The 15517-nt window shown below is 34.5% G+C and carries 10 protein-coding genes and 1 pseudogene; 5 read left to right on the top strand and 6 right to left on the bottom strand.

Annotation, left to right across the window (positions count from 1 at the left end; all coding sequences use genetic code 11):
- Nucleotides 1-11: 11 nt before the first annotated feature.
- The 5 genes from rfbC to V7O63_RS07860 form a co-directional block, all read right to left on the bottom strand.
- Nucleotides 12-575: a dTDP-4-dehydrorhamnose 3,5-epimerase gene (gene rfbC / locus V7O63_RS07880; protein WP_340817887.1), complete on the bottom strand. Its 564-nt coding sequence runs from the start codon at nucleotides 573-575 to the stop codon at nucleotides 12-14.
- A 94-nt stretch (nucleotides 576-669) separates the two neighbouring features.
- On the bottom strand, nucleotides 670-1761 hold the full coding sequence (locus V7O63_RS07875; RefSeq protein ID WP_340817886.1) for a hypothetical protein: 1092 nt from the start codon (nucleotides 1759-1761) through the stop codon (nucleotides 670-672).
- Complete coding sequence (locus V7O63_RS07870; protein WP_340817885.1) at nucleotides 1758-2798, bottom strand: hypothetical protein; 1041 nt, start codon at nucleotides 2796-2798, stop codon at nucleotides 1758-1760. Before V7O63_RS07870 ends, V7O63_RS07875 begins: the two co-directional genes overlap by 4 nt.
- A 95-nt stretch (nucleotides 2799-2893) precedes the next feature.
- Nucleotides 2894-4237, bottom strand: coding sequence for a nucleotide sugar dehydrogenase (locus V7O63_RS07865; RefSeq protein WP_340817884.1), 1344 nt, complete (start codon nucleotides 4235-4237; stop codon nucleotides 2894-2896).
- 82 nt (nucleotides 4238-4319) lie between these two features.
- Nucleotides 4320-5885, bottom strand: a complete 1566-nt coding sequence (locus V7O63_RS07860; RefSeq protein WP_340817883.1) for a glycosyltransferase family 2 protein — start codon at nucleotides 5883-5885, stop codon at nucleotides 4320-4322.
- A 383-nt stretch (nucleotides 5886-6268) separates the two neighbouring features.
- Between V7O63_RS07860 and V7O63_RS07855 the strand changes: the two genes are divergently transcribed.
- Nucleotides 6269-7249 (top strand): glycosyltransferase 4 family protein, encoded by a 981-nt coding sequence (locus tag V7O63_RS07855; RefSeq protein WP_340817882.1) that lies wholly within the window; start codon nucleotides 6269-6271, stop codon nucleotides 7247-7249.
- A gap of 14 nt (nucleotides 7250-7263) precedes the next feature.
- On the top strand, nucleotides 7264-8229 hold the full coding sequence (locus tag V7O63_RS07850; RefSeq protein ID WP_340817880.1) for an NAD-dependent epimerase/dehydratase family protein: 966 nt from the start codon (nucleotides 7264-7266) through the stop codon (nucleotides 8227-8229).
- Between the two features lie 77 nt (nucleotides 8230-8306).
- On the opposite strand, the gene V7O63_RS07845 is transcribed toward V7O63_RS07850, so the two are convergent.
- Nucleotides 8307-11711: a right-handed parallel beta-helix repeat-containing protein gene (locus tag V7O63_RS07845; RefSeq protein ID WP_340817879.1), complete on the bottom strand. Its 3405-nt coding sequence runs from the start codon at nucleotides 11709-11711 to the stop codon at nucleotides 8307-8309.
- Nucleotides 11712-12454: 743 nt separating this feature from the next.
- On the opposite strand from V7O63_RS07845, the gene V7O63_RS07840 reads away from it, so the two are divergent.
- The 3 genes and pseudogenes from V7O63_RS07840 to V7O63_RS07830 all read left to right on the top strand — a co-directional run bounded on the left by V7O63_RS07840 (nucleotide 12455) and on the right by V7O63_RS07830 (nucleotide 15512).
- Nucleotides 12455-13858: a hypothetical protein gene (locus tag V7O63_RS07840; RefSeq protein WP_340817876.1), complete on the top strand. Its 1404-nt coding sequence runs from the start codon at nucleotides 12455-12457 to the stop codon at nucleotides 13856-13858.
- Nucleotides 13859-14005: 147 nt separating this feature from the next.
- Nucleotides 14006-14941 (top strand): annotated as a pseudogene (locus V7O63_RS07835) (IS5 family transposase).
- A gap of 4 nt (nucleotides 14942-14945) precedes the next feature.
- Complete coding sequence (locus V7O63_RS07830; protein ID WP_340817874.1) at nucleotides 14946-15512, top strand: acyltransferase; 567 nt, start codon at nucleotides 14946-14948, stop codon at nucleotides 15510-15512.
- The last annotated feature ends 5 nt before the right edge of the window (nucleotides 15513-15517 follow it).

The following is a 15517-nucleotide window of genomic DNA, read 5'->3' as shown; positions in this document are numbered from 1 at the left end:
ATTAATAAAAATTAAAACATCAACTTTGCATTTTCCAGTGTTGGCCAGTTCTTGTCACGGTCTGCTACCACAATATCTTCATCCTTTATCTTCCAGTCAATATTAAGTGTAAGATCATCAAAAGCGATACCTTTTTCAGCTTCAGGATGATAGAATTCATCGCATTTGTATGCAAATATGGCACTTTCACTTAATACAGAAAAACCGTGAGCAAAACCTTTGGGTATCAAAAATTGTCTTTTATTAGCAGCAGAAAGTTCCACGCCAACCCATTCTCCAAACGTGTGTGAATCTTTTCTAATATCAACAACAACATCGTAGACCTTCCCTTGTAATACCCTTACCAGTTTCGTCTGGCTGTATGGTTCCACTTGATAGTGAAGTCCGCGAATCACACCATATGAGGATTTTGATTCATTATCTTGAACAAAATTATATTTCGTGTCTATTAGATTATCCAGTACCTTTTTGTTATAACTTTCAAAAAAGTATCCTCTTTCATCTTCGAAAATCTTTGGTTCAAAGATGAATAAATCTTCTATATTAGTTTTTATTAATTTCATGGCTTTGTCCATTATTATGATTCAATTTTCAAGTAAATTTACTTACTTCAAATTTCCTATTGTCTTTCCGTCCTTATATGCTGGTATTGTTACAATGAGTTTCAAATCACACCTCTGCTAAATTTTTGTTGAGTGCTGCCATTGATAGGAAATAAATTAGCAGAGCGGTAGTTAGAGAAAGGATAACTGCTATTGAACCGAAATGAGATAAAATTATTCCAACAAGGCATCCCCCTATCAATCCAAAAACTATGGAAGCATCCCGATCTGTCCTGATAGACGCAATCAGTATCAATGATAACAAAGCTAATACAGATACAAAAAAGAATATCACTATACGACCTCTATTAAGCATGTTCCAGATATCTTCCACCGGGTAAGTCATAGATCTAAAAAATGAACACAAAAGGACTATAAAAATAAAACAATAGAATAGCCAGAAAGGAATTCTCAAATAAAATCTGTTGCCACTAATTTCAAGTAAATTGTAAAGCTTTAATTTGAACAGATCCAAAGATAGTTCGTAATTGTCTTTGTTCATGCGTGATTCGAATATTGCTGCCTTTTTAAAGTCATTGACATTCATTTTGATGCCTTCCAGAATATCTATTCTTCTAATGAGAATTAAAATTAAAAACAACAATGAAAATAATGCAGTGGCAAGTAGAATTGAAAATAATTTAAATGTAGGTTTTGTAATATACGTTATTTCCATATCACGATTCTTTGTTTCAAAATTAAGAATTAAATACTGCCCATCTGTTTTACTGCTTATTATATCGACATTCGAGACAATAATCTTTCCTGCATCCTCTATTTTAATTTGAACTTTTTTTTCTTCATTAACTTCAGGAAGTTCAACTTTAATAGTGTATACTTTAAAAATACCCGTTCCAAATGTTTCCGGCATCGAAGAAAGGAAATTTGCTTCAAATACATCATTGGATGAGCTGAAATGTATTTTAGAATCGTCAAGTCCTACAGCTTTCGCACTGCTGCTAGTGGTTAATATTTCACTTTCGCCATAATCAAAAAAGAAATCATTTCCAGCTTCCGAGATAAGTTCACCCTGACCATACCAGAAAATATGATTGTCACCGATGAGAACTTGGTCATAGGTGATAGTAATATCATCTGCAATGACAGGCGTAGGCAGAAACAAAATAAAGACTAGCATAAAAATGGGAATCCATCTCATAGAAAACCAACCGTAACTCCAAAATAATCATTTTGAGTGATTAAACCATAATCCGTCTCAATCCGTATAATGTCACTAATACTGGAATAACTCTCATTCCAGGTAGCTAAAAGAATAACTTGTGATTCCTGCCCTGGCTCCAACTTGATTACTTGGGGATTAATTGTAATTATATTGTCAAGTAAAGGAGGTTTTATTAAGTCAATAGTTACATTATAGTCACAAGTGTTTTTTACATGCAAATATGCTATTCCTTTTTTACTTTCATCTGTAGTGATCTGAAGTGCATCTGGAGAGTAACTTACTTTCGTGTCAGTATCATTATTGCATAAATAATCAAAAACCAACATATTGAAGTCCTTATTAGCGTTAAAATTCTCATTCTGAAGAATATCACTATCACCCAACAATATAATCCTTCCCTCACCATAATTAAAACCGGATAAAATGCTATATGATGAATTATAGGTTTTTTCAGGGATAATCCAGCGGTTTGTCCAATCACCTGCAGATCCCTCATACTGAATTGAAATATCCGGTTCAATATCAGTGATTATTGGTAAAGGGGAATAGAAATGCATTTGTCCCAACGTTGAGTTTATGAAAACGTCTCCAAGATACTGTGGAAGGAACCATGCACCAAATACCGAAGAAAGCGTATTTGCATATTCAATTGATTCGGGATTGTCACAAACTAACAAAAGACTTTTTCCATTTGTTACAAACTTATTCACTACAATTTTCTCTTCAAAACTAAAAGACCTTCGTGGATTTATTAATACAAGTATATCTGTACTATTCAACATATCATCCGTAATCATTGAGCAATCTACATTATGAAAATCATTTGTTTCTTTGACATCATACCCTTCTAATCTTAATTCATCAGCAAGTAGCGCAACTCCAACTCCGCTGTAAGAGTCGATTCCAAAAAAACCTGCGGAATTGTCAAAAACAACATTTTGTGCACTTACCACAAAAGGACAAAAAATGCTTACTAGCAAAGAAACTATCAGTGCAATAAATTTCAGGTTCATTTTTTATGTCCCAATTACTCTTTCTTGAAATGTACATATTATAAAACTTAAAACATTAATAGCTATACCACTTGCAAATTTGTAAGAGCATAAAATTATTTTATATTATAACTGTCCGTATTTATTGCTTTTCCAATGCCCAAATATACAAATCCATCCATATCTGAGAATACATTTTTGCAATCGACAATAACTGGAGATTTCATAAGTCTAGCTACATTCCTAAGATCAATTTCCTTAAAGATGGTATGATCAACTACAAATATAGCACAGTCCACATCATCCAAGGTAGTTTCCATACTTGTTTCGGAATTAAATTTTCCAGCACCAGTTTCTATGAAAGAAGCATATGGATCATATGTTTTTACACTAGCTCCAAGATTTACAAGTTCTTCAATTATCTTTTTAGAAGGAGATTCTCTTGTATCATCAATATCCTTCTTATAAGCCAATCCCAATACTGCAACTGTTGATCCATATATTCTTTTACTGACTTGATTCAATCCCTTTTCGACCAAATTGATAACATGAATTTTCATAAAATTGTTAATTTCACCTGAAGTCTCAATAAATCGAGGAATGAAATCATGTTTTTTGGCTTTATATGACATATAGAATGGATCAAGAGGAATGCAATGACCACCTACACCAGGACCCGGATAAAACGGCATGAAGCCATAGGGTTTTGTGGATGCTGCATCTATCACTTCCCAGGCATCGATGTCCATTTTTTCAAATATCAACGAAAGTTCATTCACAAGAGCTATATTTACATTCCTGAAAATATTTTCAACAATCTTTACGGCTTCAGCGGTTTTAGCATCCGTTACAGGAACTACCTGATCAATAATGCTTCCGTACAACTTGGAGGCAATTTCTGTGCTCTCCTTATTAATGCCACCTACTACTTTAGCAGTATTTGAAACAGTATATTTAGCATTACCGGGATCTATTCTTTCAGGCGAATACGCAAGACCAAAATCATCCATGACTTTCAAACCAGATGACTCCAGTATAGGAAGTACTATTTCTTCAGTAGTACCCGGATAAGTTGTACTTTCAAGAATGATAAGTTGACCTTTTCTTAATATTTCAGAGATTGTTTCGCATGCATCCTTAATGTACTTAAGATCAGGTTCATTAGCTAAGGTGAGAGGTGTTGGAACACAAATTAATATGAAATCACATTTTGAAAGTTCTTCCTGATTTGTAGTTGGATGAAAAGACTGATTAACTTGTGCAGAAAGAGTAGAATTGGGAACATCTTGAATATAGGAAATTCCATTCAAAAGCTGCTCAACGGCTAACTGATTAACATCATATCCAATAACATCAAACTTTTTAGAAAATTCAACAGCCAAAGGCAGCCCAACATATCCTAAGCCAATAATTCCTACACATGCACTACCATCATTTATTTTTTTCATCAATCCTTGCATAAAGCACCACTCACTAACAATAAAGATATCACAACATAGATAAATATATTAATTTTTTTATGAATATATTACTTTTGAATAGTTATTTACAGCGATATGAGGCGAAATCACTCTGACGATTACATTCTTGCATATCAAATAGCATTGCAAACAACGTAAACTGTATACCTGTTATTATTAATAATGCGTCAAGTAAGGGAAAATTTGGTGATATAGGATATCCAAATATAACTTTTGTCAGGAAAATATAAACTCCAAACACAAAACCCAAAGGTAACAGAATCATACCAAATATGTAAAATAGCACAAGAGGGTGGAAGTTTAATATCATGTACTTCGTCTTAAGTCTCCATAAAAACTTGCGGAAAAGCATAAGTGAAACTTTTCCCATGTACCGACCGTACTTAATTGAAGATTTCTCCTGACCGTAGCGAGATGGCATAGGTATGTCCATAGTACGAAAACCAAATGTGTTAAGTTTGATTAGCATATCGTTGCAATAACCATAATAAGTGTAGAGAGTATGAATCTCTATATTTGAGAGAGCCTTTTTGGAGATAGCCGTATAGCCATTTTGAGGGTCCATAATGTGCCAGTAACCACTTGCAATCTTGGTAACCATTGTAAGGAGACCATTACCAAATGCCCTCCATTTGCTCATACCTACACGATACTCCTCACAGAAAAGACGATTTCCTTTTGTATAGTCCGCTTTACCTTCAATAATCGGATACAATAAGTACGGAAGTTGTAGAGGATTCATCTGATTGTCACCATTCATTATCACAACAATATCCATGTTTTCTTTAAGAGCTTCCTGATAACCATGAAGGTTCGCCGCGCCAACGCCTTGGTTTACTTCATGGGTAATTATACTCAAGCGTTGATCATCAATGGTCTTTAACACTTCTGCCGTAGCGTCAGTACTGCAATCATTAATCACATATATTCGATCAATATAATCAGGCATTCCATTGACTGTTGTCTTAATTAATGTCTCCTCATTGTAAGCAGCAACAACAACCCCTATACGATAATCCTGAAAAAGCTCCAAGTCATGATTATGTAAACATGATGATGAAAGCATTCTGACATTGAAACCTCCATTGTAGGCATCCTTAAGAAGAGAAACTTCAACACTATCTCCATTTTCATGAAAATGAAGGGTATCAAAAATTTTTGATGAAAATGCAGTAAATCCCATACACTTGTCGAGGGAATCTGCATTCACTTTTGCATCAAATAATAAGTGTTCATCAGAAGAAAATTCCTCGTCAAACGTCGGGAAACCAGTAGAATCACTAAAATGTGTAGTTCCCGAAACCACATCGTATTCAAGCCAATATATAGGCTCAACTAGTTTAGGAATATCTTCTGGATTATGCTTACCATTTGCATAAAGAGTGACTATAATTTCTGGATTTAAAGCCATTGCAGCCTTAAAGCCTGACTTCAAAGCTTCAGCTTTCCCCATATGGTGTTCATGTTTAACAACCTTCGCCCCTAAATTATGAGCAATAAATGCAGTTGAATCTGTACTGCAATCATCTACAACGACAATGGCATCAACATAATGTTTAGTTTTTTTTATTACATCGTGTATATGAACTTCTTCATTAAAAGTTGGAATTACCGCTACCGTTGCCATATATTACACCATTTTTACGATGTTGAAAGTATACCTCATTATGAATAAGGCATATGAAGCATTGTAGTATACATGTGTTACAAGTAATGCATCTTCATTGTTTGTTCATAGATATAAAATTTTCTAATTTGTCCGAAGAATCCTGTCGTTGACCGAAAAGTACCCTATTTTTCGGACAAAGCGTAATTTGTAAACATTATGTAAGAGCCATATATTTCATTGTATCTTATTAATAGTTGTAAAAAAGTTAATATATGGCCATATTAATATGAACTGAAATTGTTTGTTCCTTGATGAAGTAATAGCATAACCGCTATATATCGCTGAATCTATTACACATAAAACAAATCTAAACACTAATAAATTAACTAGTTGTTGAAATAATGCTTGACTTAGAAACCCCTACCAAACTACTTGGCATCGTACTAGCCAGCAATTTTATGGTACCTTTTTTAGCAACATATTTGTCAATGCCTTATTTCATAAATAAGCTAACTGAAAAAGGCATTCTTGCAAGGGATTATTACAAACACAAGAAGACGATGGTTCCGGAAAGAGGGGGAATTGCCATTCTGCTTATTTCCATGGTATCCTTCTCGCTCAATACACTTTTTTTCAAGTTCTCGACCACAAATTATGTGGTATTAATAGTTATCGCCCTTTTCGGACTGTTTGGAGTACTGGACGATATGATAGATATCGGGAGGGTAACAAAACTCTTATTGATGTACTATTGTTCATATCCATTAATTCAGTATGCTACACATACAGCTTTCATTCTTCCGGCTTTTGGGAGTATCGAACTTGGAATCCTCTATTTGCAATTCATAGTACCCACATATGTCCTGGTTGCATCCAACCTCGTAAATATGCATTCTGGGTACAACGGTCTTGCTTCAGGCCTGTCTGTAATAGTACTGTTATCCCTAATCCTGAAATCTATTATATTGTCAGATGTTGAGAACATTTTTGCAGTTGTAAGCATCACAGGAGCTACTGTCGCATATTTCTTGTATGACAGATATCCATCAAAGATTTTCTGGGGTAACGTGGGTTCTTTAACAATTGGTGCAACCATTGGTACGATCATTGTTATCCAGGGTTTCATAGTCAGTGGATTTATAATGCTGATTCCTCATACGGTGAACTTTCTGATGTACGTTTACTGGAGAGCACGAAAATTACCCAAAGCAAAGTTTGGGAAAGATCGTGGTGATGGTATACTGGAAGTTCCAAATCAACTCACATTGAAATGGGTGCTTCCATATTATTATAATGTTACAGAAAAACAGGCAACTTATGCAATGTACGCATTAACCGGTCTCTTCTGTTTACTCGGGATACTGCTGCCCGGCAGGATTTAAGGAGTTTGAAAATAGTGAACACGGGAACATATGATCTCACGAAAAAACGTATTTTAGTTACTGGAGGAGCAGGATTTATTGGAAGCCACATCGTGGATCAACTTTCAAAAGCAGGAAATGACATCGTAGTTTTCGATAATTTAAGTTCCGGGAAGATAGATTTTCTGGGAAAACACTTAGACCAACCTTATTTCAATTTATTCGAAGGAGATCTGCTGAACGATAGTGAGATAGAAGAGGCATGTGAAAATATTGACATCGTTTTTCATGTAGCTGCAAACCCGGATGTCAAACTGGGTATGACCGATACAAAAGTTCATTTTAATCAGAATATAAAGGCAACTTATAATGTGCTTGAAGCTGTTCGAAAGAAAAAAATTCAAAATATTGCTTTTACATCCACGTCCACAGTATATGGCGAAGCAACAGTTATTCCAACTCCTGAGAATTATGGCCCTCTTGTGCCAATATCACTCTATGGGGCATCCAAATTATCATGTGAAGCATTGATCACATCTTATTCACACACATTTAACATCAAGTCATGGATATTCAGATTTGCAAACATCATTGGGGACAGGGGAACACACGGTGTAATAGTTGATTTCATCAGAAAACTAAGACAAAATCCAGAAATACTTGAAATCCTTGGAGACGGGAAACAATCCAAGTCCTATCTTCATGTAGAAGAATGTGTCAAATCAATTATGTTTTCAATTGAAAACTCTAAAGATGAAGTAAACATATTCAATATTGGATCAGAGGACATAATTACCACCACTAGGATTGGGAAAATTATTGCTGAAGAAATGGGACTTGAAAACGTTGAATTTACCTATACTGGTGGAAAACGAGGATGGAAAGGCGATGTCCCTAAAATGTCACTTTCAATTAATAAATTAAAGGAAAAGGGATGGAAACCTGAACTTAACTCAGAAAAGAGTGTTAGGCTCACAGTCAAGGAATTATTGAGAGATTAGTTTGAATATGAGCTCAGATTTGCGCTTGATGTTTATCATTTTAATGGTGAAAAGATAATTGAGCAATGTGGCCTACATCACTCAACAGTTTCACCAAAATGACCTGAAACTATAGACAAATCCTGAATGTTAATCGTACCATCCTGATTGACATCCCACCTTGGCAAATCCTCAGAATAGTTTGAACCATAATTCTGGCCTATTAGTGTGATGTCAAGTACATTGACAACACCATCCTCGTTCACATCCCAGCGTGGCTGCAGGTCTGTAATGGTTACAGTGCCTGAAGAGCTGACAGTGTCAGTTCCATCACTTACTATCACTTCGATAGTATGGGTTCCTGCTGATTCATAGTCAACTGTCCATACATAACTTGAAGCAGTAGAGACCTGAATACCATCTATTTTTATTACGTAGCTAAGACTGTCACCGTCCTCATCATTTGCGGCAACATTCACGTCGATTATGGAACCTTCCTCAAAGACCGATTCATCGGCTGGTTCGAAGAGCGTAATCACAGGAGCATGGTTCATTGGTGTCACAGTTATTGGTACAGTCAAGGTATCAGTGAGATATCCATCCGTTACTTCAAACACTGCAGTATAGCTTCCTGCATCTCCGTCTGCTGGTGTCCAGCTGAATGTCTGAGCACTTAATGATGCACCAGAAGGAATTGATGTAGATGTATACGTCAGTGCATCACCCTCTGCATCAGTTGCACTTATATCGAAACCCAGAGTCAGGCCTTCCTCTACTGACTGTGCAGAGATAGTTGGGAACACCGGAGCTGTATCAATAAGAACTGAAGTACTTGTCACTGTGTACCCTGCAGGGTTGGAGCTTGCGTCACTCAGGACAACATTACCAAGACTCAGGTCCAGTATACCTGAATCCGTACCTGCGTTCATAGTAATCGTGGCCATAGTACCCGGCACAGAAACTGTACCTGAATCTACTATTGCAGAGTAGACATCGGTCAGGACACCAAGGGTATTATCAATACTTCCGTACTCGAACGTTGTTGAGAGTCCTCCCTGTGTGAACAGGTTACCCTCGGAAACTGTGGATACACTTGCAAACTGGCTGTACTGAAGGTCAAACTGTGAACCTGTAAGAGCTTCAGCAGGATCTACATACACATCTATGGTGAATGATTCACCTGGCGCAACAGTAGTTGAAGATGGTGATATGCTTATAGAGGAGAATGCAGACGGTTCTGATTCTGAAACAACTGCATTCCATGTTCTGGTAATTGTCTCTGTGGTTGTAAGTCCCTCAAATGTCAATGTGTGAGTTCCTGCTGTGTCCCAGTCCTGTATATAGGTAGTTGTTCCAGTAGCAACTTCTAAATCGTCGAGGTACCATGTGGTGAGAGCAAATTCATCGCTTGACTCTACAGAGAATGATGCGGATTCACCTGTTGTTGCTGTTAGAGAGGTTGCTGATGGAACAAATGTAAGAGTTGAACCTGAAGATACCGGAGACTCTACAGACGATTCACCTTCAGTAATTTCCCATATTTTAACTACAGCACCATTTGAGTTTGAACCTGTGAACATAATAGTATGAGAACCTGTTTCCACAGTCCAGTCATAGGACATTGATCCTGAAGACCTAAGGTCACTATCAACGTACCATTTCATTGTCGTCAGGTCCTCATCAGACCATACCTGAAACTTCTTGGTCTCACCTTTAGTAAACGGATTGTTTTCGCTAGGAGCAAATCCAATTATACTTGGATTGGAAGTGCTTCCTTCAGGAATTACGGCTGTAATTGTATAAGAAGATACACTGGAATTCTCACGATACCAAGTTGAATCCGGTTTTATTGAACTCAGATTGATTACTATATCTTTTTCTACTTCAATTGTGTAACTCATATGTTTGGTTTCAGATGAAGATTTCTTGAAATCCATGATTGCTAGTGAGTTTTCCAGATTAGAGACTGAAGGAATATGGCCTGTTGCACTAGTCAGAACAGATATCTTTTTTTCACCAACTAAATTAACAGCAGGGTAGTTAGTATCAACATCATTTCTTACAGTTACTTTTACATTTTCCAAAGGGTTTCCATTAATATCTACTACTTTTGTATCAAGATACTTATAATCATTGTATACTGAATTAGCAGAAAGTATCACACCATCACCAGGATGACGATTGATAAAGCCACCAGTAAAATTAGTAATCTGACGTATGCCCTTTACACTTCCAAGATATGAATCATTTATGGAAAAAGAGTTTTCAACCGGGTGTATGAAATTCAAAGAGTAGAAACAATCCTGAATTACGTTGTCTTTAAACGTCAAATTACTATTTGTCATCATCACGTCCCTATAACTAGTAGACCAAAAGTCAATTCCTGTGCCCGTGCAGCTTTGAATAGTATTCCCTTCAAAAAGTGTATTGTTAGTAGCTAAGAAAAAGAAGGCATTTCCAGTTACATTTTGAATGGTGTTGTCTTTTATAATATTGCGACCACTTGAATAATATTGCACCCTAAAAGCATAATCACCATAGTGTTTTTTAATGGTATTATTAATTACAATATCACCGAATTCATAATTGTCGACCCACCCTTTGTAGATGATTATAGCACTACCTGAGTTGCCGTACATGTAATTATCTTGGATAGTAACATTATTAGAATGTTTGCTACCTATAAGGCACAAAGCATTTGAATAATATAATTCATTATTTTGAATCAATACGTCTGCCTGTCCAATAGTCCAGATAAGATAAGACTTGGTCGAAACATAACTTATAGAATTATTTTTGAATTGTGAACCACCTGGTAATGTAATAAGTCCGGCATTACCAACTTTGGAACTGGATATTTGTAAAAAATTGTTGTTTTCAACAATATAATAATCATCCGGAAGGATTCCAAACGCGTTAAATTCTAGTAATCCATATTCACAATATTCCATAGTTGAATTTTTAATAATAACAGGAGATTTAGGAATATTGCCTACTGCTGAGGCCATGTGTCCAAGCATAATAGCTGGAATACCTCGGGAATTACTGCCCATGTTCGAGATACTACTATCAAGTAAGGTAAAAGACCAACCCCTTGGAATATATCGTGCATTAAATGAATCAATATAACTATTAAAATTAGGATTTATTGTTGTAATATGTGAAGAAACTATATCTAAATCACCATTATTGATTATGGCATACTCTCCATCAAACGAACAATTCATTTTTAATATATCATTATTAAGTACCAACCCTGCATTCGTAGCAACATAAATAGTTGCAGATACAGTATAAATATTATCAGTTTGTTCTATTACACCAACAGCATTAATATTATCAGCAATGTCTTGCAATGTCGCTGTTCCAGATTCAATTGAGATTGTTTTTGAGGACTGATCGTATGAAATTATTGCTTGTTCTTGAGCTATCGCAGGTTCAATTATTAGAATTATAAAAGAAAAAATTGTTATGAAAAAAAGTACGTTTTTTTTTGAGAACATTTTATATCACCTATAAGACCGGACATCAGCCTATATAACAAGACCAATGTTATGAACACAGATAAGAGTAATGTGTTCATAAATATCCATACCATGTCAGTGATATGAAAAACCTGAAACCTTGAAACTCTAAAAAAGCAAAATACTGAAGATAAACTATACAAAAAATGGCTAAATACTCTTTATCCACATAAACCACAGGTTCACAAGATTTATACATATGCAAATAGACATTAACGGTATTCATCTATGCTACCCGCTGAATTTTATCAGTAGGCACTTAACTCTAAAAGAGATGATTCATCTGTGATTGACAATAGTGTAGACAATCTTTTCAAAAACCTCCGCAGCCTGATTTTTAAGAAGTTAAAAGTACTAAATAGTGCATAAATGTTAAATATTTTAAAGTTGGAAAGAAAGTAGAAATTATGCCATCCTTTTTTTACATAAAAGACATGATGATACGACATGAAGTTGGAAACTATTGTTTAATTTTAGGTTCGACAAACATAGTATTTACTTCAGCAATATTACTACTATCATCATTTGTTTTTTTGTTAAAATTACAGTTTTCGAACAAAATTCTAATATTAGCTTTGATCATTGCATGCATATGGTGCTTTTCCGCATCTCGCCAAGTTTTTGGAAAAAGCAGAAAAACGGACTATATTTCTTTAAGTCTAGCAACCATATTTTGTATATCATTATTTTTATGTATCATTATTGGGGGATCGTTTTTTGATTTGTCTTGGGATGGCCAAACATATCATCAGGAAACTATAATCCAATTATTAGAGGACTATAATCCGGTTTACAATGTTATTTCAAATGAAAATTCAGGTTTTATTTTTACAAACCATTATTCCAAAGGATTAGAGATAAATTCTGCAGCTATTTCTAGAGCAACGGGAAATATAGAAGACGGAAAGGCAATAAATCTCTTTTTAATAATTACTTCTTTTTATATCAGTTTTGCAACGATTCTGCTAATGTATGATTTTATTACTATAAAGATTGGACTAATCCTTGCTTTCATAATTTCATTGAACCCTGTAAGCATTTACCAATCCCTTAGCTTTTACGTGGATGGATATTTAGCATCTACTATCACCTGTTTATTCTTTATATTCATATTAATTTCTGATAAAATTACAAAATTACGAAGTGTAACGTTAAGCGCCTTAATCATAATAATACTCAACGCAAAGTTATCCGGTCTTTTGTATTTAGCAATATTTATATTTGGATTTTTGTGTTGGTTTTATGTCTATAAAAAAAGTGATTTAAGTAAAATTTCAAAATGTTTAATAGCTAGCTTTTTAATAGGAACAATAGTTGTCGGATTCAACCCATATGTTACAAACACCCTTACAGGTGGCAACCCTTTCTATCCTCTTATTGGAACAAGTATTATGGACGATTATGACTTCATGACTGGAAACACACCGACAAATCTCCAAAATATGAGTCAATTTGAAAAACTATTTAGCTCATTGTTTTCACATTCAAGCACTGGATCAGGCATTAGTGAATATAAAATTCCTTTTACATTCACCAAAGACGATTTGAAGTCATTTAGAAAACCTGATGCAAGAATCGAAGGATTTGGACCCTTTTTTAGCGGAGCAATTATTTTATCAGTATTAAATATTTTGCTTATATTGAATGGGAAAAAATATGATATCACAAAAAAACAAAATAATTCAATGATAATTTCAACATTAATATTATTAGTAATAATATCTGTTCTTATTTTTCCAGAATCTTGGTGGGCAAGATTTGCACCACAATTATGGCTATTTCCTATTTTTCCACTATTCATTTCATTGGAGAAAAACAATAATAATAGTATTAAATACAAAATTATAAATTACTCCATCATACTTGTATTGCTAATTAATGTGCTTATAATTTCAGCAGTGTACTCAGAATACCAATATTCAGAGACAAAATCAGTAGACAAACAGCTAAATCATATATCATCGATAACTAATAATGAAATTATAGTGAAGTTCAATGGATTTAATTCAAACCGCTATCGTTTAAATGATTATGCAATAGAATATAGCGAAGTACAAAAGTGGAATTGCTCAAATCCAATTCAATTATACCACTCACAAACACAACTATGCATAGTTCAAAAATAGTTATTATGAATTATTTTAATTTATGAGATGCAGAAAATCTGACTCTGTAGAAAACCTACTTCCAATTTTATTTTGAAATAACAATTTAAAAAAGATTAATCCCTTAGCTTAATCTACCACCGACAACACAGAGAAGATGATTGTGTTTTGTCTAATAAGTACTTAAAGTTTGTTGATACAGCGCAAGCTGTATCAGGAAATTCATGCATCCAGATATATAGTTGCAAATGTTCTAAACGGAAATATACTCGACACCAGCTATTGAAACTTGTTTTATTGAAAGAATACCTTAATGAGGATTATCGAGATATAGTTGAAATTGTAGAAGTAATGGACAAAGTGAAAGCAAAAATTTGACTAAAACGAGTACCACATTTTACTACTTTCATAAATTCATTGCAAAATTGAACTCGATCAATTTTAGTGGATTATTGCACCAAACACTAAAACTGCTTTATTCTCATGGAGAACGGATAGAGATTAATGCTATTGGTTCAAGTGGGTTTACTAATGGCCATTGTAGCTATTATTCATGGGGGACAGGAAAAAACGAAAATCTTTCTTTAAAGCAAGTATTTCCATTGACACAGCAAAGTTCATTGTTACTGATTTCAAGATATCAGGTAAAGCTGTAAAAGACATCAAGCACGCCAAAACATTACTGAAGCAATGCCATAAAACTTGTAGATCAAAGTACTATGTGATGGATAAAGGATACAATTTTGAGTATATACATTCACTAACAAGAGAACAACTTGAATCCATAGCTATGATTCCTTTGAGACAAAAAGAGGAAGAGGGTCAAAGGATTATACCGCAGGAAAATGACATGGGAATTCTACAAAGAATTGTATCATAACAGAAATCTGGTTGAAACGATGTTCTCTTTCCTGAAAAGGAAAATATGGTGAAGAAATAAGAGCAGAAAGGTATTGGAATCAACTAAAAGAAGTAAAATTCAAACTATTAGTGCATAACCTTGACAGGTATGTCAAGGTTATACTTGTTGTCAAAATGAGGATTTCACAGAGCCGAAAATCTACCCTTACCGAAATTAGCTTAAATCTTAAGATACTCGTTTAATCAAATGTCAAGAAAGTTATTTAGATGGATTGTTCAAGATTATCCTAATAAAATATTAATGTCTGTTGGCAGATTTTTACCGTACACTTACAAAAAATGGCTAGCTTCAAATCATCCGGATCCTGAAATAAGAATAAAGTTTTTTAAATTAACAGGAATTGAAATTGGGGACGATACTTTTGTAAATCAAAATGTTATTATTGTCGATGATAGATTTTCAACTCAAATAAAAGTTAAAATCGGAGATAGAGTTGCTATATCCCCGGGTGTCATCTTGATATCTTGCTCATCACCAAATAACTCACTTCTTAAATCAAATGATTACGTAAAAGGTAATTTAATTAAAACTGAAGATATTACTATTGGAAATGATGCTTGGATAGGTGCTGGAGCTATAATTCTTCCTGGTGTTGATATTGGTGAGAAAGCAATTATAGGAGCTGGAGCAGTTGTGACAAAAGATGTCCCAGCAATGACAATTGTGTCAGGAGTACCAGCAAAAATCAATAAAAAGGTTGAAGAACATACTCAAAACTTGAATAAGAATACTATAGTAGAAAATGTAGAATAAAATGG

It is taken from the genome of Methanolobus sp. WCC4, assembly GCF_038022665.1.
GTDB lineage: Archaea > Halobacteriota > Methanosarcinia > Methanosarcinales > Methanosarcinaceae > Methanolobus.
The sequence above is the reverse complement of the archived record's forward strand: the minus strand, read 5'-3'. Positions and strand labels throughout refer to the sequence as shown.